23 protein-coding genes are annotated in these 21,793 nt (G+C 65.1%); 18 read left to right on the top strand and 5 right to left on the bottom strand.

Annotated elements, in window-relative coordinates:
- Positions 1-57: 57 nt before the first annotated feature.
- Complete coding sequence (locus EFAMC2_RS02355; protein ID WP_154026627.1) at positions 58-885, bottom strand: exodeoxyribonuclease III; 828 nt, start codon at positions 883-885, stop codon at positions 58-60.
- 152 nt (positions 886-1,037) lie between these two features.
- The gene (locus tag EFAMC2_RS02360; RefSeq protein WP_154026629.1) at positions 1,038-1,937 is read right to left on the bottom strand and encodes a patatin family protein; all 900 of its coding nucleotides are present in this window, start codon (positions 1,935-1,937) and stop codon (positions 1,038-1,040) included.
- 120 nt (positions 1,938-2,057) lie between these two features.
- Here EFAMC2_RS02360 and EFAMC2_RS02365 point away from each other — a divergent pair, with 120 nt between their 5' ends.
- The 7 genes from EFAMC2_RS02365 to EFAMC2_RS02395 all read left to right on the top strand — a co-directional run bounded on the left by EFAMC2_RS02365 (position 2,058) and on the right by EFAMC2_RS02395 (position 8,008).
- Complete coding sequence (locus EFAMC2_RS02365; protein ID WP_154026632.1) at positions 2,058-2,951, top strand: tyrosine-type recombinase/integrase; 894 nt, start codon at positions 2,058-2,060, stop codon at positions 2,949-2,951.
- A gap of 400 nt (positions 2,952-3,351) precedes the next feature.
- Complete coding sequence (locus EFAMC2_RS02370) at positions 3,352-3,645, top strand: hypothetical protein (RefSeq protein WP_154026634.1); 294 nt, start codon at positions 3,352-3,354, stop codon at positions 3,643-3,645.
- Between the two features lie 8 nt (positions 3,646-3,653).
- A complete protein-coding gene (locus EFAMC2_RS02375) occupies positions 3,654-3,944 on the top strand; it encodes a hypothetical protein (RefSeq protein WP_187325102.1) in 291 nt (96 codons plus the stop codon).
- Between the two features lie 117 nt (positions 3,945-4,061).
- Positions 4,062-4,799 (top strand): NAD-dependent protein deacylase, encoded by a 738-nt coding sequence (locus EFAMC2_RS02380; RefSeq protein ID WP_154026638.1) that lies wholly within the window; start codon positions 4,062-4,064, stop codon positions 4,797-4,799.
- A 145-nt stretch (positions 4,800-4,944) separates the two neighbouring features.
- A complete protein-coding gene (folE, locus tag EFAMC2_RS02385) occupies positions 4,945-5,514 on the top strand; it encodes a GTP cyclohydrolase I FolE (protein ID WP_261979992.1) in 570 nt (189 codons plus the stop codon).
- A gap of 62 nt (positions 5,515-5,576) precedes the next feature.
- Entirely contained in the window at positions 5,577-7,139 is a 1,563-nt protein-coding gene (gene folP / locus EFAMC2_RS02390; RefSeq protein ID WP_154026642.1) for a dihydropteroate synthase, read from the top strand.
- Positions 7,140-7,144: 5 nt separating this feature from the next.
- On the top strand, positions 7,145-8,008 hold the full coding sequence (locus EFAMC2_RS02395; RefSeq protein ID WP_154026644.1) for a biotin--[acetyl-CoA-carboxylase] ligase: 864 nt from the start codon (positions 7,145-7,147) through the stop codon (positions 8,006-8,008).
- A 121-nt stretch (positions 8,009-8,129) separates the two neighbouring features.
- Here EFAMC2_RS02395 and EFAMC2_RS02400 read toward each other — a convergent pair whose 3' ends face one another.
- The gene (locus EFAMC2_RS02400) at positions 8,130-8,933 is read right to left on the bottom strand and encodes a type III pantothenate kinase (protein ID WP_154026646.1); all 804 of its coding nucleotides are present in this window, start codon (positions 8,931-8,933) and stop codon (positions 8,130-8,132) included.
- A 249-nt stretch (positions 8,934-9,182) separates the two neighbouring features.
- Here EFAMC2_RS02400 and rpmE point away from each other — a divergent pair, with 249 nt between their 5' ends.
- Positions 9,183-9,617, top strand: a complete 435-nt coding sequence (gene rpmE / locus EFAMC2_RS02405) for a 50S ribosomal protein L31 (protein WP_154026648.1) — start codon at positions 9,183-9,185, stop codon at positions 9,615-9,617.
- A gap of 241 nt (positions 9,618-9,858) precedes the next feature.
- Here the strand turns inward: rpmE and EFAMC2_RS02410 are convergent, their stop codons facing one another.
- Positions 9,859-10,731, bottom strand: a complete 873-nt coding sequence (locus tag EFAMC2_RS02410; RefSeq protein WP_187325103.1) for a hypothetical protein — start codon at positions 10,729-10,731, stop codon at positions 9,859-9,861.
- A gap of 138 nt (positions 10,732-10,869) precedes the next feature.
- Between EFAMC2_RS02410 and EFAMC2_RS02415 the strand changes: the two genes are divergently transcribed.
- A complete protein-coding gene (locus EFAMC2_RS02415) occupies positions 10,870-12,102 on the top strand; it encodes a DUF1385 domain-containing protein (protein WP_261979993.1) in 1,233 nt (410 codons plus the stop codon).
- 107 nt (positions 12,103-12,209) lie between these two features.
- Here EFAMC2_RS02415 and EFAMC2_RS02420 read toward each other — a convergent pair whose 3' ends face one another.
- Positions 12,210-13,397, bottom strand: coding sequence for an Mbeg1-like protein (locus EFAMC2_RS02420; RefSeq protein ID WP_154026652.1), 1,188 nt, complete (start codon positions 13,395-13,397; stop codon positions 12,210-12,212).
- Positions 13,398-13,741: 344 nt separating this feature from the next.
- Here EFAMC2_RS02420 and prfA point away from each other — a divergent pair, with 344 nt between their 5' ends.
- The 9 genes from prfA (at position 13,742) to atpA (ending at position 21,787) form a co-directional block, all read left to right on the top strand.
- A complete protein-coding gene (prfA, locus tag EFAMC2_RS02425; RefSeq protein WP_154026654.1) occupies positions 13,742-14,809 on the top strand; it encodes a peptide chain release factor 1 in 1,068 nt (355 codons plus the stop codon).
- A gap of 72 nt (positions 14,810-14,881) precedes the next feature.
- On the top strand, positions 14,882-16,435 hold the full coding sequence (gene prmC / locus EFAMC2_RS10435; RefSeq protein ID WP_154026656.1) for a peptide chain release factor N(5)-glutamine methyltransferase: 1,554 nt from the start codon (positions 14,882-14,884) through the stop codon (positions 16,433-16,435).
- A gap of 181 nt (positions 16,436-16,616) precedes the next feature.
- A complete protein-coding gene (locus tag EFAMC2_RS02435; RefSeq protein ID WP_154026658.1) occupies positions 16,617-17,057 on the top strand; it encodes an RpiB/LacA/LacB family sugar-phosphate isomerase in 441 nt (146 codons plus the stop codon).
- Positions 17,058-17,377: 320 nt separating this feature from the next.
- Positions 17,378-17,659 carry a hypothetical protein gene (locus EFAMC2_RS02440; protein ID WP_154026660.1) on the top strand — a complete coding sequence of 94 codons (282 nt, stop codon included), beginning with the start codon at positions 17,378-17,380 and terminating at the stop codon, positions 17,657-17,659.
- A 75-nt stretch (positions 17,660-17,734) separates the two neighbouring features.
- On the top strand, positions 17,735-18,541 hold the full coding sequence (gene atpB, locus EFAMC2_RS02445; RefSeq protein ID WP_154026662.1) for a F0F1 ATP synthase subunit A: 807 nt from the start codon (positions 17,735-17,737) through the stop codon (positions 18,539-18,541).
- A 131-nt stretch (positions 18,542-18,672) separates the two neighbouring features.
- Positions 18,673-18,867: an ATP synthase F0 subunit C gene (locus EFAMC2_RS02450; protein WP_154026664.1), complete on the top strand. Its 195-nt coding sequence runs from the start codon at positions 18,673-18,675 to the stop codon at positions 18,865-18,867.
- Positions 18,868-18,889: 22 nt separating this feature from the next.
- Positions 18,890-19,516 (top strand): F0F1 ATP synthase subunit B, encoded by a 627-nt coding sequence (gene atpF, locus EFAMC2_RS02455; RefSeq protein WP_261979994.1) that lies wholly within the window; start codon positions 18,890-18,892, stop codon positions 19,514-19,516.
- Complete coding sequence (locus EFAMC2_RS02460; protein ID WP_154026666.1) at positions 19,506-20,195, top strand: FoF1 ATP synthase subunit delta; 690 nt, start codon at positions 19,506-19,508, stop codon at positions 20,193-20,195. Before atpF ends, EFAMC2_RS02460 begins: the two co-directional genes overlap by 11 nt.
- Positions 20,192-21,787, top strand: coding sequence for a F0F1 ATP synthase subunit alpha (gene atpA / locus EFAMC2_RS02465; RefSeq protein ID WP_154026668.1), 1,596 nt, complete (start codon positions 20,192-20,194; stop codon positions 21,785-21,787). The genes EFAMC2_RS02460 and atpA overlap by 4 nt, the downstream gene beginning before the upstream one ends.
- The last annotated feature ends 6 nt before the right edge of the window (positions 21,788-21,793 follow it).

Genomic DNA, 21,793 nt, shown 5'->3' on the forward strand with positions numbered 1-21,793 from the left:
CGAGGGCGCGAGGGCGCGAGGGCGCGAGGGAGCCGGCCTCGCGGCCGAAAAGCCCGGTTACAGCTCGATGCTCAGCTCGACGGGGCAATGATCGCTGCCGAAGACCTCGGAAAGGATCGAGGCGCCGGTCACGCGGCCTGCGATGTCGTTCGAGACCAGGAAGTAGTCGATGCGCCATCCCGCGTTGTTCTTGCGGGCGTTAAAGCGGTAGCTCCACCAGCTGTAGGCACCGGTGAGCTCGGGGAATCGAGTACGGAACGTGTCGGTGAAGCCGGCGTCCAGGAGCTTGGTGAAGCTCTCGCGCTCCTCGTCGGAGAAGCCTGCGTTGCCGCGATTGCTCTTGGGGTTCTTGAGGTCAATCTCTTCGTGCGCCACGTTGAAGTCTCCGCAGGTCACCACGGGCTTCTCCTCGACAAGCCGGCTTAGCCACTCGCGATAGGCGGTGTCCCAGGCAAGGCGCGTGTCCAGGCGGGCGAGCTCGCCCTGCGCGTTGGGGGTGTAGACGTCCACGAACCAGTAGGCCGGGAATTCGAGCGCGCACACTCGACCCTCCGTGGCGGCAACGGCCACGAGCTCCTCGTCCTCGGCGGAGAGCACTTCGTGCGCCACGGGCAGGAGGGCGTCTGCGTGCAGCACCTGTATCGGCTCCTCGCGACTGAACACTGCCGTGCCCGAGTAGCCCTTGCGCTCGGCGTAGCTCCAGGTCTGGTGGTAGCCGGGTAGCTCAAGTTCCAGCTGGCCTTCCTGTAGCTTGGTCTCCTGCAGGGCAAGAACGTCTGCGTCGAGGGACTCGGCAATCTCGGTGAAGCTCGGGTCCTTCTTCATGACGGCGCGCAGGCCGTTGACGTTCCAGGAAACGAGCCGCAGCTCGCGGGGGTTGCTCATGGGTACTCCTCATGCAACGGCGCCGGCTTTGATCGCCGACGCCCGTGTCAATCTGCCGCGCTCGATTGTACACGCGCCCGTCGTGCGCTCGCCGCCCGCCCGAGACCTTGCGGCCACCCCGCCTACCCGAGCTCTCATGCTCGTGCTGTCCCCTAGCCGAAAAGCCACTCGCGCCAGCGGTCCATATTGCGCTCCGCAAGTGCGTGACCTGCGGCGTAGACCTTGGCGAGCCTGTCAACGTGCGTCTCGGTGTTCTTGATAGGCATGACCTCGGGGCGGATCACGAGCGCCCGTCCCTCGCGCTCGAGTTCCTCCACGTGGCCGAGGGCAGCGTTGTAGCGCCCCGCGCGCGTGGACAGCGCCTCAAACACATGGGGCCTGCCGGCGCAGACACGCTGCATGAGGCCGCGCTGCCCGCGTCCCATCGGCTTCTTGCGGTAGCCTGCCGGTCGCGTTGCCACAAAGACGAAGCGCTCATAGCCATCGCGCTCGGCGAGGTGAAGGGGTATGCCTGCCCCCTCGCCCAAACCTCCGTCCAACATGACCCGCCCGTCGATCTCTATGGGCCTCATGATGAACGGCATCGTTGAGCCCGCGCGCACGCGGCGCACCATGTCGAGCGGTGTGGCCATGTCCTCCTTGGTCCAGGTGACGGTGCGTCCCGTGTCACGCTCGAAGGCCTGTATGCGCAGCTGGGCCGGGTTGGCGCGGAACGTCTCCCAGTCAAACGGGAGGGTTCCGTCTTGAATGGCGCCGTCGTAGAGGAAGTCTGCGTTGAAGAACCCGTTGCGGCGGGCAAGCGACCCGATGCCGCCGAAGCGCTCGTCGTCGGCTATCTCTACAAACGAGCGCCGCGTCCTCAGTGCGTCGCGAGAGAGGTAATTGACGGAATTCGAGGACCCAGCCGAGACGCCACACACATATGGGTACCACATACGATGTTCGATGAAGGTAGCCACGATGCCGGCCGTATGGGCAGCACGCATGCCCCCGCCTTCCAGTACCAGGGCAACGCCAGGTACGTTTGTCTCAAGACTGTTATTTGGCCGCATGTGCTTGCCCCTCTCGAGTTGTGCCTAACGACTATAGCGCGCCGCACCCGACTGCCGGGGAGGCGGGCTGTCGGGCAGTTGGGCCCGGATCAGCTCGTGTAGAGAGGAGACGAATGGACCATGCGAAGGCAGGTAGCTAGTCGGGAGGGCACCGTCGGCCAAGCGAGCGCCATTGGCGCCGGGCCGCAAGACGACCTCGAGTGGTTTCGCGCGCTCCTCGTGGAGCGCGAGCTCTCGCCGAGGACGGTCGAGAAGTATGTGAGGGAGGTGAGGCGGCTGCTTCTCTATCTCGACCGAAGTGGGGGCACGGTGTCAAAGGCGAGCCTCGTTGCCTATAAGGCGTGGCTGGTGGGGGCGTTTGCACCCTCGACGGTGAACGTGGCGATTGCCGCCATCAATGGCTACCTCGCCAATGCTGGTATGGAGGGCCTGTGCCTGCGAAGGCTCCGCGTTCAAAGCGACCGGTTCCGACGACCGGAGCAAGAGCTGACGAGACGTGACTATCGACGCCTGCTGCACGCCGCGCGCCAGGCGCGCGACAGGCGGGCGCTGCTCCTGCTCCAAACACTGTGCTCCACGGGCATCCGCGTAAGTGAGCTGCGGTTTGTAACGGTGGCTGCTGCCAAGAGCCACGTGGCGACGGTCGAGAACAAGGGCAAGGTGCGAAGCGTCTGGATTCCGCCCTCGCTCTGCGAGCAATTGCTTGCGTACGCTCGCGACGCCGGCGTGCAGAGGGGCCCGGTGTTGAGGACCTCGGCCGGCCGGCCGCTTGACCGCACCTGCGTGTGGCGAACGATGAAGCGCCTCGCTCATCTCGCCGGCGTGGGAGAGAGCAAGGTGTACCCGCACAACCTGCGCCACCTGTTTGCGCTCTCCTATTACGAGGCCTACCACGACATAGACGCCCTCAGCGAGATTTTGGGACACTCGCGAGTCGAGACGACGCGCATCTACGTGGCCACGACAGGCCTTGAGCGTGAGCGTCAGATTTCTAGCCTCGGGTTGCTCGTCTAGGATTGCGTCCGAATGCGCCCCTACGCCACGAGATGGCGCAAATCGTCGTACTGGCAAAGGTATAACCAACAAGCGAAAAGAAGTGACAGACAATATAAATAAGGTCGAGAAATGACCGGTACATGCGGTGTGTAACGGAATGTGAGTTCTGTTGCGCGAATTGAACTCCGCCGGCTGCACATATGTGTTCCCAGCTAGGCATAATTCTAGCTATCATACCACTCACCAACAGGTTTCCCTTACACGCAAACTAAAGATGGCCTTGAAGAAACGTACGGCTTTCCCGAACCCTTTTTAAAGCGTCTCCGCTGCATGCGGCACCCATCTAAGGAAATGCGTTATGCAACAGAACTCACATTCCGTTGCGTGCGGGCATGCCGATAACGGGATGGAGGGGGATATGGGATTTAAGAATTTTGGTAAGGGGGTGAGACGCGCGGTTGTGGGCCTTGCGGCCGCGTTTGCGGTCTGCGCCTCCACGCCGGAGACCCCTGGCACCCCAACCACGCCGGGCGAGTCCAGCAATAACGGCACCACCGCGCCGGGCCCCAAGGAGCAGGCCAAGAAGCAGACCCCCCAGGCCAGCGACACCACCAAGCCGCCCGTCATCGCGGGCTTTGGTGTCGCGGTCGCCGCTCTCGTTGCCGCCGGCGTCACGATGCGCGCCCGCGGCAGGAACGGAAGGCGGAAATGACCAAGCGCGTGAGGTTTGACAGCCCTCAGGGTGTGCGCGTCAACGAGACGGAATATGCGCTGATGCGCTACATCGCAAGCCGGTCCGATGGTCCGGCGGTGCTGAGCGTGAGCGAGCTCTCCAAGGAGCTCGTCCGCAGCGTTGTCACCATTCGCAACAGCCTGCGTTCCCTTGGCGACAAGGGGCTGCTGGAAATTCGCGCGCGCTACCTGCGCAATGGTGGCCAGCTTGAGAACGAGTACGAGGTCACCGAGCTGGGCCGTAGGATTCTGGGCGTGCCGACGCGAGAGGACGCCTAGGCCCGAGGGCGCCTGCGCACTTCGCGGCGCAGCCACATAGCGAGTATGCTCTGGTCAAGAGGCCGGTGCGCGTCATCGACGTGCATCGGCCTTCGTCTTTCGAGGAATCGAGGCCCCATGTCTGCATATGTCACAGATCCCAAGGTGGCGGCGGCTGAGCTCTCCCGCCGTATCGACCATGCCAAGCGCGTCATCTTCTTTGGAGGGGCCGGCGTCTCAACGGCGAGCGGCATACCGGACTTCCGCAGTGTCGATGGCCTGTATCACCAGAAGTTCGCCTATCCGCCCGAGACGATGCTCTCCCACGACTTCTACCTCACGCATCCGGAGGAGTTCTTCGACTTCTACCGTCAGAAGATGATTGCCCTCGCCGCCAAGCCCAACCAGGCGCACAAGAAGCTTGCCGAGCTGGAGCGGGAGGGAAAGCTGACTGCCGTGGTGACTCAGAACATCGACGGGCTGCATCAGGCCGCCGGCTCCAAGAACGTGCTGGAGCTGCACGGCTCCGTGCATCGCAACGTATGCCAGAGGTGCGGCAAGGTGTACTCGGCCGAGTGGGTCATGGACACGACGGGCGTCCCATCCTGTCCCGAGTGTGGCGGGCGCATCAAGCCTGACGTAGTGCTCTACGGCGAGGCTCTCGATGACGGCGTGATGCGCGAGGCCCTTCACCAGATTGCGCGCGCGGACATGCTCATCATCGGAGGCACGAGCCTCGTGGTCTATCCGGCGGCCGGCCTCGTCCAGTACTTCCAGGGCGACGACCTCGTCATCGTCAATCGTGACGCCACCCCCGCAGACAGCAAGGCCGACCTCGTGCTGCAGTGCGACATCACCAAGGCGTTCGACTTCTAGGCGCGCGGCGGCGTTGCCCGTGGCGCGCCTCGGCAACGCCGCCGCCCCAACCTTCTGTGATCGTTGCGCGGCGCCCGTGCTCGCCCGCTACAATCTTGTAGTTAACAATTGCGGGCGAAAGGCGCACATGGCTGACGAGTGGCACATGGATCACAGCAAGATCGAGCAGGGCGTGAGGCTCATCCTTGAGGGGATGGGCGAGGACCCGAACCGCGAGGGCCTGCTGGACACGCCCGCCCGCGTGGCGCGTGCGTACGAGGAGATGTGTGGCGGCCTTTACCAGGACGCCGACGACCTCTTCAAGGTCACGTTCGATGCCGAGTGCCACGAGATCGTCATCGTGCGCGACATCCCCTTCTACTCGATGTGCGAGCATCACCTGCTGCCCTTCTTTGGCACGGCGCACGTTGCCTACATTCCGGGCGAGTCTGGCCGCGTGTGCGGCATCTCCAAGCTCGCGCGCGTGGTGGACGTCTATGCCAAGCGCCCGCAGCTGCAGGAGCGCCTCTGCGCTCAGGTGGCAGACGCGGTTGAGCGCAACCTTGACCCCCTGGGCGTGCTCGTGGTCATGGAGGCAGAGCACCTCTGCATGACGATGCGCGGCGTGCGCAAGCCGGGGGGCCGCACCACCACCTCGGCAGTGCGCGGCGCGTTCAAGCGCAATCCGGCCACGCGTGCAGAGGCCATGTCGCTGATCTTTGACGGCACCAAGTAGCAGGGGCTCATTGACTGGCATGCCCACCGGTGTGCCGTGTTTCACGTGGAAAGGACGGCCAGATGCTTCGAGAGAACTACGCCACCTGGCGCTGCGGCGGCCGAGAGCTGTCGCTGGTGAGGCCGCGCATCATGGGTGTGCTCAATGTCACCCCGGACTCATTCTCCGATGGCGGCACCCACGATGACCCCGATGCCGCCATTGCGTGGGGCATGCGTCTGCTCGACGAGGGTGCCGACATCATCGACGTGGGCGGCGAGTCCACGCGCCCCGGCTTCAAGCCCGTTTCCCCCGATGACGAGGCCAAGCGCGTGGTGCCCGTCATCCGCGCGCTCGTGGACGTGGGAGCGTTTGTTTCCATCGACACGCGCCACCCGGAGGTCGCCCGCCTTGCCGTGAAGCTTGGCGCCGCCATCGTGAATGACGTCACGGGGTTCACCAACCCCGAGATGCAGCGCGTTGCCGCCGAGAGCGACTGCGGCTGCGTGGTCATGCATGCCGGCGAGGTCTCCGAGCGCGCGCCCCACAAGTCCGTGACGTTGGACTCCGCACCCGCCGCCCGCGCGGCGGCAGCGGGCGGCCTGCCTGGCGCGGGCTCGCCCGAGGGCTCCGCGGCCACGGCTGCCGCCAAGGCCGACGCCGCCGCATCCGCCCGCCTCGACGAGGTCATGCGTCGGAGTGCCCGCGGCGTCACCAACTCGACGATTCGCCTCGCGGGCAGCGGCCGTCGCTTCACGCTTCCGGAAGAGGCTCCCATCATGCGCCGCATCATGGGCTTCCTTGGCGACCAGGCGCGTGAGCTCATGCGCGCCGGCGTGTCCCATGAGCGCATCTGCATCGACCCAGGCCCCGGTTTTGGGAAGCTTGCCGACGAGGACGTTGTGATCCAACGCGCCACGGCCAAGATGGCCTCGATGGGATACCCCGTGATGTGCGCCGTCTCCCGCAAGCGCTTCGTGGGGGCGGTCTCCGGCGTCAAGGCGGCAACCGAGCGCGACGCCGCCACGGCGGGCATCTGCATCGCCGCCATCGAGAATGGCGCGCGCATCCTGCGCGTGCATGACGTGGCGAACGTCTCCCAGACCATCAACGCCTACTGGTCCATCGCCCACCCAGACCCGCGCCGCGCCTACGTGGCGCTTGGGTCCAACGTGGGCGACCGTCTCGGCTACCTCGGGCGAGCCTGCTCGCTCATCAACGCCATTCCGCTCACCTGCGTCACCGGCGTGAGTCATGCCTATGAGACGGAGCCGGCCTACGGCATCGCCCAGCCGGTTGCCAACGCGGTCTGCGAGATTCGCTCGGAGCTGGCACCGCTCGTCCTCATCGACGAACTGCTCAATGTGGAGACGCAGCTTGGCCGTGAGCGTCCGGAGGGCCAGGAGGGCCACGGCCCGCGCACCATCGACTGCGACCTCGTGTGGATGGAGGGCGAGACGCATGCGGGCCGCAAGCTCGCGCTGCCGCACCCGCGCCTTGGCGAGCGGGACTTTGTGATCGTTCCGATGGAGGACCTTATGCACAATCCGGTGCGCTTCCTTGCGCACGGGGGCGTTCGCGTGCTGCCGCGCGAGCAGCGCGTGGGCATCGTGCGGTCCGACCTCGGCGAGATTTCCTGGGAGTAGAGAGTATGGACGAGAACAACGCCTCAAATGGCCTGCCCGAACTGCGTATCGTTGCGAGCACGGGCTCTACCAACGACGACGTCATGGCGCTTGGTCGCGCTGGGGCGCCGCATGGCTCCTGCGTGGCGTCGCACGAGCAGACCGAGGGGCGCGGTCGGCGCGGCCACGTGTGGGGGTCTCCCTCCACGGGCCTCTACCTCTCCATCCTCATGCGCCCCAACGTACCGATGAGCCACTTTATGGGCCTTTCCGCCGTGTGTGGCCTGGGCGTGCTCGACGCCCTGCACTCCCTAGGAGCCACGCGTGCGGCACTCAAGTGGCCCAATGACGTCGTGGTGCCCGAGCTGGGCGAGGATGGCGAGCCACTGGAGTCTGGCGCCGCCCGCAAGCTCTGCGGCATGCTCATGGAAGCGGGTACCGGCGAGGGTGGCATGTTTGCCGTGGCGGGCATCGGCGTGAACCTCATGCTGCCCAAGCTCGGGGGCAACCTCGGGAGCGTCAATCCTCTCAAGCCCGCTCAGCTCTCCGATGCCGTGGGTGCGGACGACGAAGGCAACCCGCTGCCCGTGCCTGGCTTTGACGAGCTGGCGCACGCCATTCGCAATCACGTTATCGCCCGCTGTGACGCTTGGGCGGCCGAGGTCAACGCCGGTCGTGCCGTGGCTGGTCCCCTCGCGCCCATCCTCTCGGACTACTTTGACTCCCTGCCCCTCATGGGCAAGCACGTCCGCGTGGTCTACCCCAACGGCAACGTCATGGGCCTTGGTACCTTCGTGGCCGTTGACGTCTGGGGCCGCGCTACGGTGAAGATGGGGAACGGAAAGGAAGTCACCATCTCCAGCGAGCAAGCCAGCCTCCGCCCACTCTAGATGCCCAATCTTGGCCCTCATTCGTCGCCTGCGTACCTCAGTACGCGGCGCTCCTCATTCGGGCCAATCTCGGGCATCGAGAGCGGGCGGCTGTTGTTTGCCTGATGGCGTGGCTGATCCGTTATCCCTGGTGGTACAGCCAGATGCGCCAGATGCCGCGGAGAGTGAGGTCCATGTCCACGGCGTCGAAGACGTCGGTGGCGGTGCCGATGATGCGTGAGAGCCCGCCCGTGGCGATGACGGGCGCAGCCAGCGCCAGCGCCTTGGCCTCCGTGCCCTTGGCCTCCTCGGCAAGCTGCGTCTTGATGCGGGCCACGAGACCCTCTGCCTGGGCGGCCACGCCAAGTACGAGGCCACTCTGGATGGCGTGCTCCGTGGTGTCGCCGATGGGAGCCGGCGGCACCTCGATGGGCGTGCTCGCGAGCTTTGCCGCGTGGGCAAATAGGGCAGACGCGGAGAGCATGAGGCCGGGCGCGATGCTGCCGCCCCGGTACTGGCCCATGCCGTCCACCACGTCGATGTTCGTGGCCGTGCCAAAGTCCACCACGATGGCGGGCGAGCCGTAGGCGTCGCGCGCCTCCACGGCATTGGCGATGCGGTCCGCGCCCACCTGCTCGGGGTAGGGCATGGCTATAGCCAGGCAGCAGTCGCGGCTCCCGCGCACCACGAAGGGCCTCGTTCCCAGGGCGTCCCCAAGGGCAATCTCCCACATGTCGGTCAGCACGGGCACCACGCTCGCGATGGCCGCCGCCTCGATGACCTCCAGATCAAGGTCCCTCAGCATGAGGAAGTTGCGCAGGCGCGCGTGGAGCTCGTCCGAGGTGTCGTTGCGGTCGGTCTTGAGGCGCCAGCGCTGGGCCACCTTGCCCCCAGAGATGAGACCGAGCGTGGTCTGCGTGTTTCCAACGTCAATTGCGAGGAACATGACGACTCCCTTTTGCTCCGTTCACAGAGATGCGCCCGCGAGCCCCTTAGAAGTGGCTTGCGTGATGGCATCGTGGAGTTGGGCACGCATGCGCCCGAAGACCCCATCTTTTTCGTGACACTCGATAATTGCCATGCTACCATTCAAAAGCTTGTTCGCCCTGGTCGGAAACCAGGGCATCCCCGGTTGCCATGCCGAGGAGTTCCACAGCCCCGTAAGCTGGGGCGCGAACAAAAGAGGAGTCCTGCCATGAAGAAGGGTATCCACCCCGACTACGTCGAGTGCACCGTCCGCTGCAGCTGCGGCAACACCTGGGTCACTCGCTCGACCGTCCCCAGCATGACGATCGACCTGTGCGACAAGTGCCACCCGTTCTACACCGGCCAGCAGAAGCTCGTTGACACCGGCGGACGCGTCCAGCGCTTCGCCAACAAGTTCGGCGGTGCTGCCAAGGCCCAGCTCGAGCGTGCCGCTGCCGCCAAGGCCGAGCGCGAGAAGAAGGCCGCCGAGGCCGCTGCCGCCAAGAAGGCTGAGCGCGAGGCCAAGGCCGCCGCGAAGGCCAAGCGTGCCGCCGAGTTCGAGAAGAAGGCCGCTGCCGAGGCCGCCAAGGCTGCCGAGCAGGCCGCCGCTGAGGCCACCGAGGCTCCCGCCGAGGCCGCCGAGACCGAGGCTGCTGCCGAGTAGCGCTCGCCCCATATGGCTGTGAGGCCCCGCATTGCATCTGCAGTGCGGGGCCTTTTTGTTGCGCGCTCTGCGATGGATAAGCCAAACGAAGCCGGCTTCCGTGCGAGGCGCGTCGTGCGCTGCTGGATGACGTTAGCCGCCATGCGACTTGCGTCGTGCTGCAGCCAACGGTTTGCGGGCTGTGTCGAGGCCGTCCTGCGCGGGAAAGCTCGCCGTGCAGCGGTCGGCTGTTTGAACGAGGCTAGACGAGCCGCAGGTGCGAGCGGCTGTCTGGCGCCTGCGCTGGGGGTTCGGCCACGCGCGGGTGTCTCCCGCCACCATACTCAGGGTCTGCGACGGCAATCTCCCGCATGGTGATCCGATATGTCTCCGCTATGCGCCTGTGCGCCGCCTCGGGAGCTTCCTGATCGTAGGTGAATCGGCAGGTGGAAAGCACTATCTGGGCCGTCTTGTGCCGACGTGCCTGAAAGAGCAGGTCGACCGTCTCGCCGTTTGCGCGTGCCTGCGCAATGAGGTCGCGGGCGCTTGTGGGGGAGAGCTCCAGGATGGCGGGCAGCTCGGTTGTGTCGGCGGTGATGCCAAAATGGTCGGCGTAGGCGTCGAGGGCTGCCCCCTTTGCCGCCTCCCTGCGGGCCTGCTCGGCGAACATGGCATCAGACGTGGCGGCACTGAGGCCCATGTCGAGGAGCGCCTGTGCCGGCTCGAAGCCGTTGGACTTTACGTGCTCCTCAAACTCCCTTCGCAGGTCTGCCTGATCGCGCTCCACTTCCTCCTCGGGAACTTCCTGCTCGAGACGCTGGGCAAGTGCCTCGAGGCAGATGGTCGGCTTCAGGCGAGCGGCGTCTTCTTCGTTGATGGCCTCGAGCTGCTCGCGAATTGAGGCAAAGAGGTCGTCGAGCGATTCCTCGCCCTCGAGGTTCTCGCGGATCCATGCATCGCTCGGAAGCCTCATGGACGAGTAGCCCGTGTACTCGCGAAGCACCGCGCGGGCGTTCATCTCAACCTCCTCGTCGGTGACGTAGGCAAGTGGGATGGTGGCCTCAAGCGGCTCGTAGGAGCTGAGCGTGTATCGGTAGCGGCCGTCACGAAAGGCGGGCGTGCGCTTTTTGGGCATGGGACCTCCTGTGAATCTCGGGCCTTGGGGCCCCGTTCGTAGTAGGGTACCCATTATTCGACGATGGCTATGATGGCTGACAAGCCGGGCATTCGGCGGTGTGTGCGTGTTGAGCTTGGCGGGAGCGTGGGAGGGCTAATGGCGCGAGACGAGATGGGCGGCATCGCCGAGGAGGGCGAGCTCTTTCGCACGCATATCGGTGGGTCCGCACTTACTGAGGGCGTCATGATGCGGGGCAAGCTGAGTTGGGCCACCGCGGTGCGCATGCCAGACGGTAGCATCCATCTCGAGGAGCACGAGCTTGCCAACCCCGACGCCAAGGCCTCGTGGAAGCGGCTTCCCATCGTACGCGGCTGCGTTGCCTTCGTCGAGTCCATGGTGCTGTCGTTTCGGGCGATGTTCGTTGCCGCGGACAAGGCGTACGACGACGAGGGCGAGACCTTTGACAGCAGAGTGGCCTCGGGCGTCGCGTCATGGGGCTCGCGCGAGCGCGTTCCGGGCGAACGAGCGGCTGCGCTGGCCTCGGGCATCTCGTTGACGGAGGCGGCACCCGCCCCTTCCGTCTCTGCGGCGCCTGCCGTGCCCCCAGTACCGGTCACGGGGGCGTCGGTGGCTGACGCGCCGGCGCATCCCGATGAAGAGGTGGTTGCCATGTCCTCGGCTCAGTCCTCGGACGGCGAGGGCATGCCCCCGCTCTACATGTTGGGCTCGGCGCTCGTGGGCACGCTTTTGGGCATTGTCTTGTTCGTCGCGGTGCCCGTGGCGGTGGCCAATCTCATCGTGGGCAGCTATACCACCGACAACTCGGTGCTTTGGAACCTCGTGGAGGCTGTGCTTCGCGTGACTATCCTCATCGTCTACATGCTGGCCTTGGGCAGGACGCACGAGATGGCCCGTGTCTTTGGCTATCACGGCGCGGAGCACCTCACCATTCACTGCTTCGAGCACGGGCTGCCGCTCACGCCCCAGAACGCCGCCAAGTTCTCGCGACTCCACGTTCGCTGCGGCACGGCCTTCCTCATCATGACGATGCTCGTCGCCATCGTGGTGAACACGATGGTGCCGGTTGCCTCTCTCGCGGATTCTCTGGGTGCCGAGGGAATTGCCCGAGCCGGCATCGTGCTCTTGTCGAGGCTCGTGCTGCTGCCGCTCGTTGCCGGCGTGTCGTACGAGGTAACGGTGAGGTGGGCGGGGTCTCATCCGGATAATCCCCTGGTGCGCGTCGTGTTGTGGCCGGGCCTCAAGATGCAGCTGATTACCACGCGCGTTCCCGACGAGGGGATGCTCGAGTGCGCGGTGGCCGCCCTGACGTGCGTTCGCGACCGCGAGGTGGCCGCCGGCATATCCGCGGGGGAGAGCTGCTGCCAATAGGCTGGCCGTCTGCGTGCGGATTCCTGCACCTGGGTTGCCGAGAACTTCGAGTCCCCCGCCGTGGGGGCGTGACGCTCTACGACCTCACGCAGCCCGCTGCGTAGACGCTAGGGTTCGGCGCGCTCCTCCTCGTCCACGGGACCGTCCTGTGGCTTGACGCCAAAGAGCTGGTTGAGGGCCTCGCTGATGCTTGCCCCGGCGTCGGCAAGGCCCTTTGAGAGCGACTCTCCCACGAGCGAGCCCACGATGGTCTCGACGGCCTCGCGGATGTCTGGCTCGATGCTGGCGTAGGCGCGCGCAACGCGAAGGTATGAGCCGGGCGCGCCCTCGGTGAGCTCGCCCATCGTGGCACCTCCCTCGCCGAGCGCATGAAACAGTGCTTCCGTGAGCCTGCGCCGAAATTCGGCGTCCTTGCCGTCGATGACGGCCGAGAAGACCTGCCCAAAGTTCCTGGCGCGCTCGTCGATGGCGTTTCTGCGAACGAAGCGGTTGCCCAGCACCTGCCAGTTCATGGCGCTGTGCTGCATTACGGCTGAGGTGGCGGAGGCAACGATTATGCGCGGGCCGGGCAGCTCCATCAGCTGCCCTACTACGCAAAACTCCGGAACGTAGCGATGGGTGCGCTCCTCGATTGCCGCGAGCGTGTCCTCGCCCACGACGCCTTCGATGAAGCCGGGCCCATCCATGCACCAAACGTCCCGAATGCGCCTCCGTGTGCCCCAGCCCGACATCGCCGCAGCGTAGACGGCCAGATTGCCGCCCTTGGAGTGCCCTCCCACGCGCAGGGGCCCACGCACGTGGCGCCGTGTCTGCTCGAGGTAGTCCAGAGCGAGTCGCTGGGAGGCTATGACCGAGTAGGTCATGGCAAAGTCCTCTTGCCACCCGGCGAACGTGTCGTCCGTGCCCCGGTAGGCCACGAACGCGCTGCCGTCTCCCAGGCGTATGCACAGGGCGGAGAACTGCTCGACGGCCTCCTCGTCCAGATGTTCCACGTAGCGAAGCAGCTGGGCGTCCTTGAAGCGCCTCGATGCCGCCATGCGCTCGAGCACCTGGGGCGTGAGTGGCGAAACGACGCCTCCGGGTGCGCCGCCCGACGGATCGCCGGCGTGCTGCTCGGCGAACCTTCGCGCCGCGGTGGCCACGTTCACGGCCCTTCCCTGGCCGGGTGCTGGCACTACCCCGTTGAGGTGTAGGTATGAGAGTTGGCAGAGCACGAGGGCGTCAACCTCGTTGAACGGGTCTTGCTCCAGGGTCAGGTCTCCTCGCCAGTCGAGGTAATCCAGTATGGTGGCCATCGCGCCTCCTGCCGTCGGTTCCTATAGGTGTTCCCCGCACGGACGGTTTCCAACCCAGCGCCTGGGACGTTGCCTCGCCCTCGATGCCTGCGCGGCCTCGCGCGGGCATCGAGGGCTGTGCCAGCGCGGGGCTGGCTGTGGGCTCGGTGCCGGTACTGCATCTGGTGGCAAAGTCGCCTCTGGTGCGAGTTCCGCCGCGGGTTCGGGCCGACGGGCCGCCCGTCCGTGATGGGCGTATGGAATTGGCTGCATGGTGGTACCATTTGTAGGCTCAGATACCTTTGGGTGGTCACCGGGGCCCTCGCACCGTCTGTGCCTCGCCCGCCAGCTACGCAAGGAGCATCATGCGCGACAAACTGGAAAAGCTCATCGCTGCCTACGAGGAGCTCGAGAAGAAGCTCGGCGACCCTTCGGTCATGTCGGACCAGAAGGAATACACGCGCCTTGCCAAGGAGCACTCCAGCCAGGCTGCGCTCGTGGCGGCAGCGCGCGAGTACCTCCAGGCACTCGATGACATTGGCGCCGCCAAGGAGATGCTGCACGAGGCGACGGATGCCGACGAGAAGGAGATGCTCCAGGCAGACATCTCGGAGAACGAGTCCAAGCTGCCCAAGCTTGAGGAAGACATCAAGTTCATGCTCATCCCCGGCGACCCCAACGACGACAAGGACACCATCGTCGAGATTCGTGCCGGTGTGGGCGGCGACGAGGCGGCCATCTTCGCGGGCGATCTCTACAAGATGTACCAGAACTTCGCCGAGTCCAAGGGCTGGAAGACCGAGCTGCTCTCCAGCAGCCCCTCCGAGGCCGGCGGCTTCAAGACCATCGAGTTCAAGGTGCTGGGCGACCGCGTCTACTCCATCATGAAGTACGAGAGTGGCGTTCATCGCGTGCAGCGCATCCCCAAGACGGAGAGCCAGGGCCGCATCCAGACCTCCACGGCCACGGTGGCGGTGCTGCCCGAGGCCGACGAGATCGACATCAAGATCGACCCGTCCGACCTGCGCATCGACACCTACTGCGCGAGCGGCCCCGGCGGCCAGTGCGTCAACACCACGTACTCCGCCGTGCGCATCACGCACCTGCCCACCAACACCGTGGTGCAGTCCCAGGACCAGCGCAGCCAGATTCAGAACCGCGAGGTCTGCATGCAGATGCTGCGCGCCCGCCTGTATGAGGCCGAGCTCGAGCGCCAGCAGGCCGAGCAGGGTGCCGAGCGCCTGAGCCAGATTGGTCACGGCAACCGCTCGGAGAAGATTCGCACCTACAACCAGCCGCAGGACCGCGTGACCGACCACCGCATCGGGTTCAACGGCACCTACAACGGCGTGCTTCTGGGCGACGGCCTCGGCCAGGTCATCGACGCCCTTGCCGCGGCCGACCGCGCCGAGAAGCTTGCGAAGGCAGTCTAGGATTCTTCTCGTGAACTCGTGAGCCCGCTGGCCCAGGCGCCGGCGGGCTTTTTCTTGCCCCAGGGAGGGCCCATGGCTGAAGAGAACGTTTGGACTATCAAGCGCTGCCTCGACTGGACGCGCGGCTATCTCGAGCGTAAGGGCGACGAGCACGCGCGCCTTTCTGCCGAGTGGCTGCTCACGGCCGCCACGGGCAAGGACCGCACGGGCCTCTACATGGCCTTTGGCGACGAGCTCACCAAGCCCGAGCTCGACCGCATGCACGGCTACATCGAGCGTCGCGCTGCGGGGGAGCCCCTGCAGTACATCACGGGCCGCACGGCGTTTCGCTTCATCGACGTGCTCTGCAAACCCGGCGTTCTCATTCCGAGGCCGGAGACGGAGCTGTTGGTGGACGCGGCGCTTCAGGGCGTCGACGCCGCCAGCGCCATGGATGCGCCTCGCGTACTGGAGGTGGGTTGCGGCACGGGATGCGTCGCCTGCGCCATCGCGAGCGAGCGGCCCGATACGCAGGTAACGGCAACGGACATCTCGCCTGACGCCGTCTCGCTTGCGCGGGAGAACCGTGACGCGCTTGGTCTCGCGAATGCGGTCGACATCGTCGAGTGCGACCTTGTCTCCGGCGTATCGACCGAGCTCATGGGAACGTTTGCAGTTCTCGTGTCAAACCCTCCGTACATTCCCGATGACGTCATGCGTGCCCTGCCAACCGAGGTCGCGAACTTCGAGCCCCACCTCGCCCTTGCCGGCGGCGCCGATGGCCTGGACTTCTTCCGCCGCCTCCTTGACGTTGCGCCCAAGGCGCTCGTGCCGGGTGGCATGCTGGCGGTTGAGCTGCACGAGGACGCGCTCGACGATGCCGCCACGCTTGCCCGGGCACAGGGCTGCTGGAAGAGCGTCGAGGTTCGCCAGGACCTCACGCGCAGGCCCCGCTTTCTCGTCGCTGTCCTCGAGGGGGAGTTGCCGACCAAGGCGCCAAGGCATGAGCCGGAGGGTCGCATCGTCGCCTGTGAGCAGGAGAGTCCCACACCCGGGGTCCTCACCGATGCCGAGCGCGTGCTGCGTGCCGGTGGCGTCGTCGTGATGCCCACGGACTCCGTCTATGGAATCGGCGCCGCCGCAACGCCCGGCAATCCCGGGCACACGCGCATCTTCGACATCAAGCGGCGCGACCTCGCCCAGACCCTGCCTCTGCTGGTGGCTGATCCCTCCGAGCTCGACCGCCTTGCCGCGGACGTGCCTGCCTGGGCCCGATCGCTCGCTGAGAGGCTCTGGCCCGGCGCGCTTACGCTGGTGGTTCGTGCGAGCGATGCGGTTCCCGAGGACTACCGTCGCGCAAACGGGACGGTGGCCCTGCGCGTGCCAGACTCTACGCTCGTTCGCGCTCTCGCGCGCGAGGTGGGCCCCCTTGCGGTCACGAGCGCCAACACGCATGGCATGCCTTCGCCTGCCACGTCCGATGACATCGAGCGTCGCATCGCGGAGGCGGCCGACCTTACCCTTGCCGCCGGGCCAACCCCCGACGGCGCGGCCTCGACCATCGTCGACGCCACGGGCGCGGAGCCGCGCATCGTTCGTGAGGGGGCCATTCCGGCAGATGTCATCATGACGCTCGCCGCCATTTAGCGGCGCCCTTCCTCGTCTTCGCGCCGGGGTTGTGCAAAAGGTCTGCGGCGTCATGCGAGTGAATCGCTTTATCCCAACGTTGCGCAAGTCTTGCGGAGGGCAAGGTGTTCGGGTGCGTTACGCTACCTCCTGACAAGTGGGGGATAGCGCGCCCGCGCGCATTCGAGAGAGGGAGACGCCCATGCGTATCGCCATTGCCTCAGACCAGGGAGGCTTCTGCCAGAAAGACCTTATTATCGACTTCGTTCGCGGTCTCGGCCATGAGGTCGAGGACTTTGGCCCCGCGGATGCCGGCCGCGTCGACTATCCGGACTTCGCCTCGCCCGTTGCCCACGCCGTCTCCGAGGGCAGGGCAGACCGCGGCATTCTGATCTGTGGCACGGGCATCGGCATGGCCCTCACGGCCGACAAGGTGCCGGGCGTCCGCGCGGCACCGATCAACCGTCCGGACTTTGCGAGGCTGTTCCGCCAGCACAACGACGGTAACGTCATCGGTCTGTCTGGCCGCTTCGTGGCGCCGATGGACAACTGCGAGCTCGTTCGCATCTTCCTGGAGACGGACTTCGACGGCGGCAGGCACTGCCAGCGCGTCGAGAAGATCATGCGTGAGGACGCTCGCTAGCATTCCAGGCGCGATGAGGGGCCGGGCGCTTGCCCGGCCCCTCATCTATTTTGGTGTTGCGGGCCCCGGGGAGCGCAGTCCTCGGGGCCCGTTTGCGAGTTGAGAAATACATCCAAGATACAGTTTAGGTATGAAAACGATTATTGAGTTGCCGTCTACGGACGAGAGCGACCCGCTCACCCTGCACCTACGCGAACTAGGGCACAAGTTAGCTTAATCTAGCAGATTACAAACGATGCGAATTGAGCCGAAAGTGGTGTTGACCGCCCAATAATGAGGTGTAAACTACGTCCGGCTTTTGGTGAGGGGGCCGAGCCATCGTGGGCATCACGATAGCTGTCATCACGGGCATTGGAATCGCCCTGTTTGGGTCGATTCCGGTCGTGTGGCTCCTCGAGCTTGGTCTCCGGCATGACGGTCGGGCAACCATCACGCGAGGCATGATTGGCGTCATCGTCTCCTTCATCACGAGCTCGGCTTTGCTCCTCGTGGCGTTCTTTGTGCTCGCCGACGCATTCTGCGCCTGCGGCATTGCCTTCGTCGCAACGCTGGTCATAGTGTGGTGTGCGGAGTCGACGCGGACATTTGTCTCGATGTCATAACTTCCAGCTCCCACGGGGCCAATTGCGTATGCAGCGAAAGCGGCTGGGTACCATGAGGGCTTGGAAGGGAGCAACATGGATCAACTAGTCGCACAGCTGCCAAGCATGGTCAACGAGCTCATCGGCGAGTTCGTGTCCCATCCCGTCGCGGGCGACCTGAGCACCTTTGGCATCTCTCAGTACACGTTCTGGATGTTCGTCTGCATCGCCATCCTCTGCGTGCTTCTCTTTGCCTTCGTCAAGGCGCAGTCCAAGAGCCTCGTTCCGCACGGCTTCTTCGTGAACGGCGTCGAGTTCGTCGTCGAGTACTTCCGCGACAACGTTCTTGGCGACACGGTTGGCAAGACGTGGAAGCAGCACTTCCCCTTCCTTGCCACTGTCTTCTTCTTCGTGCTCATCAACGACATCATGGGCCTCATCCCCGGCGCCAAGCCCGGCACCGGCTCCATCGCCGTCACCGCGGCAGTGGCCACGTGCTCGTTCGTCTACTTCATATATGTAGGCGTCAAGAACCGCGGTGCATGGGGCTACATCAAGAGCCTTGCTCCCAAGGGCGTTCCCTTCCCCGTGAACCTTGTCGCGTGGGTCATCGAGGTCTTCTCCACGATCCTTAGGCTCATCACCCTCGCCGTCCGTCTATTCTGCAACATGTTCGCCGGCCACGTGGTCATGGGCACTTTCGCCATCATGGCGTCCCTGTTCTTCACGCAGCTCGCCGCCGGCGTCAATGCGGCAACCCTCACCCAGGCAGGCATGTCTGTTGCCTGGGAGCTCATCATGATCGTCATCTACGCGGTGGAGATGCTCGTGGCCGTCGTTCAGGCCTACGTCTTCGCCCTGCTCTCCAGCGTCTACGTCCAACTCGCCGAGCAAGAGGAGTAGCGCGTCGCCCCGGCACCCGGGGCATGGTCTAGGTACCTTCGGGGCAAGGCGGCCCCGAGTACATAAGAGGAAACAGCCCATGGCAAAGGGGCTGGCCCGCACCAAGGGCGGGCACCGTCAAAGGAGGAATTGTGGCAAACATCGCTTACGCCATCGGCGTTCTCGCGGCTGCTCTGGGAATCGGCATGGCTGCGTATGGCTGCGCTACCGCTATGGCCCGTCAGCCCGAGGTCAAGGGCAACCTGTTCACGATCTTCATTCTTGCTTCCGCATTCGTCGAGGCCCTGGCCCTGATCGGCTTCGTTGTCGCCCTGATCGTCAAGTAACTTGGCTGGGGAATACGAAACCATGCTGGAGGCACGCATGAAGGTGAACAAGAGCATAGCCACACGGCTGACCGGCGCTGCGTCGGTCGCAGTGCTCGCCTCTGCGCTTTCGCCAACGGCGGCCCTCGCTGAGGAGACGGTGTCCGGCGTCGACCTGCTCATCCCCAAGATGGGCGAGTTCATTCCGGCTCTCATCGGCTTCGTGGTCATCTGGGTCGTGCTTGCCAAGTTTGCCTGGCCGCAGATTCTCGGAAACATGGAGAAGCGCGAGGCCAAGATTGCCGGCGACATCCAGGCCGCCGAGCACGATAGGGCCGAGGCCGCGGCGCAGCTCGAGGAATACAAGGCCAAGCTCGCCAGCGCCCGGCGCGACGCGGATGCCATCGTCGAGGAGGCGCGCAACAGCGCCCAGCAGGCCCAAGCCCGCATCGTCGATGACGCCACGAGGCAGGCTTCCGACATCATCGCCCGCGGGCGTGAGACCGTCGAGAGCGAGCGCCGCGCGGCCATGGTGGACCTCACCGGCTCCATCGCAGACCTCTCGGTGAACGCGGCGGAGAAGATCATCGATAAGAACCTCGACGCGGAGTCGCAGCGCAAGCTCGTGGAGAAGTATCTCGACGAGGTCGGTGGCTTCAATGCCCGCTAGTCGAATCGTCCGTCGCAAGGTCGAGATCTACGCTACCACGCTCTTTGAGTTTGCGAGCAGGGTGGGCACCGAGGCCCAAGCCCTCGACGCGCTCGAGCGTTTTGTTGAGAGCGTCTCCGAGGTGCGTTCGACGGTCCTTGTCTTGGCCGAGCTGGGCAAGGGGAATCTTCTTCCGGAGGTTGCGCGAGACTACGAGGCCTCCATCGAGAGCGGTCTGTTCGACGCCACCGAGGCTGGCCTCGTCGCCAAGACCCTCGACGCCGCCGAGCGTAACGAGCATCACGAGGCCCGCGTCCGCGACGACCTCAACAAGCTCGCCGCAACGATGACCGACGAGGTCATGCAGTTGCTTGGCGTCATCGGTACCGGCAGCGACCGAAGGCTTCTGCCCATGGTGCTTGCCAAGTACAAGTCCGTCGTCGACGTAAAGGCGGCGACCGTGCCCGTTGAGGTCACGACGGCCATGCCGCTCGACGAGGAACTCCGCGCGAGCATCATCCGCAAGATGACGTCGGAGCTGGGCAAGCCGGTCTACCTCATGGAGCACGTGGACCCCGCCATCATCGGCGGTCTGGTGCTCGAGATGGGCGACGAGCTTCGCGACGCGTCCATCCGCACGCAGCTCGAGAACATGCGACAGACACTTACGAACCCATCCGTCGGAGGTGACGGTAAATGACGGGAATGATTGATGCGTCCACGATCGCGGACGTGCTCAAGGAGCGGCTAGGCAACCTTACGGCCGCCGTTGACACGCGCGAGGTCTCGAACGTCGTCGAGATTGGCGATGGCATCGCCTACGTGCAGGGCCTGAAGAGCGCCATGGCTGGCGAGCTCCTCGAGTTCACGAGCTCCCTCACGGGAGAGCACGTGTACGGCCTTGCGCAGAATCTCGACTCCGACGAGGTGGGCGCCGTGCTGTTCGGCAACGTCGACGCCATCAAGGAAGGCGACGAGTGCCGCACTACGGGCCGCGTCATGGACATCCCGGTTGGTCGAGGCATGCTCGGGCGTGTCGTTGACCCGCTGGGCCAGCCCATCGACGGCAACGGCCCCATTGAGACGACCACCCGTCGTCCCATCGAGTTCAAGGCCCCTGGTATCATCGACCGTTCGCCGGTCAACGAGCCGGTACACACGGGCCTCATGGCCATCGACGCGATGATCCCCATCGGTCGCGGCCAACGCGAGCTCATCATCGGCGACCGCAAGACGGGCAAGACCGCCATCGCGATTGACGCCATCATCAACCAGAAGGACACCGACATGGTGTGCGTCTACGTGGCCATTGGCCAGAAGGCGTCCACTATCGCGGCCATCAAGCATACGCTCGAGGTCCACGGTGCCCTGGACCGCACGGTCATCGTCGCGGCTCCGGCCTCCTCGTCCGCGCCCATGCAGTTCATCGCCCCGATGGCGGGTGCCGCCATCGGCGAGTTCTTCATGTACAACGGCGCCGACGGCAAGCCCGCGAGCAAGGAGAACCCCGGCGGCCACGTCCTCTGCGTGTACGACGATCTCTCCAAGCAGGCGGTGGCCTATCGTCAGATGTCGCTTACGCTGCACCGTCCGCCCGGACGCGAGGCCTACCCTGGCGATATCTTCTACCTGCACTCTCGCCTGCTCGAGCGTGCCTGCAAGCTCAACGAGGAGATGGGCTCCGGCTCCCTCACGGCCCTGCCGATCATCGAGACGCAGGACGGAGACGTGTCGGCCTATATTCCCACCAACGTGATTTCGATCACCGATGGCCAGATCTATCTCCAGGGAGACCTGTTCTTCCAGGGTCAGCGCCCGGCCGTTGACGTGGGCATCTCAGTGTCCCGCGTGGGTGGCTCCGCGCAGGTGAAGGGCATGAAGCAGGTTGCCGGCAACCTGCGCCTGGACCTCGCTAACTACCGCGAGATGCAGAGCTTCGCCCAGTTTGGTAGCGACCTGGACGACGCTACGCGTCATCAGCTTGCCCGCGGCGCTCGCATGACCGAGCTCCTCAAGCAGGGCCGTTACGCCGCCCTTGACGTGGCCGACCAGATCGCCGTCATCTACGCGGGCAGCCATGGCTTCATGGACAGCCTCGCCGTGGACCAGATTCTTCCGTTCCGCGCCGGTCTCGTGCAGTACCTGCAGACCAGCTGCCACGACCTTCGCGAGAAGATGCGCGTGAGCAAGGTCAACGACGCCATGGCGAAGGAGCTCGAGGCCGCTATCACCGCCTATAAGGACCGCTTCGTGGCTGCCGCTGAGGCCGCCGCGGCGGAGTCCGAGAAGTAGGCGAGC

The sequence above is a fragment of the Olsenella uli genome (assembly GCF_901212655.1).
Taxonomy (GTDB): domain Bacteria; phylum Actinomycetota; class Coriobacteriia; order Coriobacteriales; family Atopobiaceae; genus Parolsenella; species Parolsenella uli_A.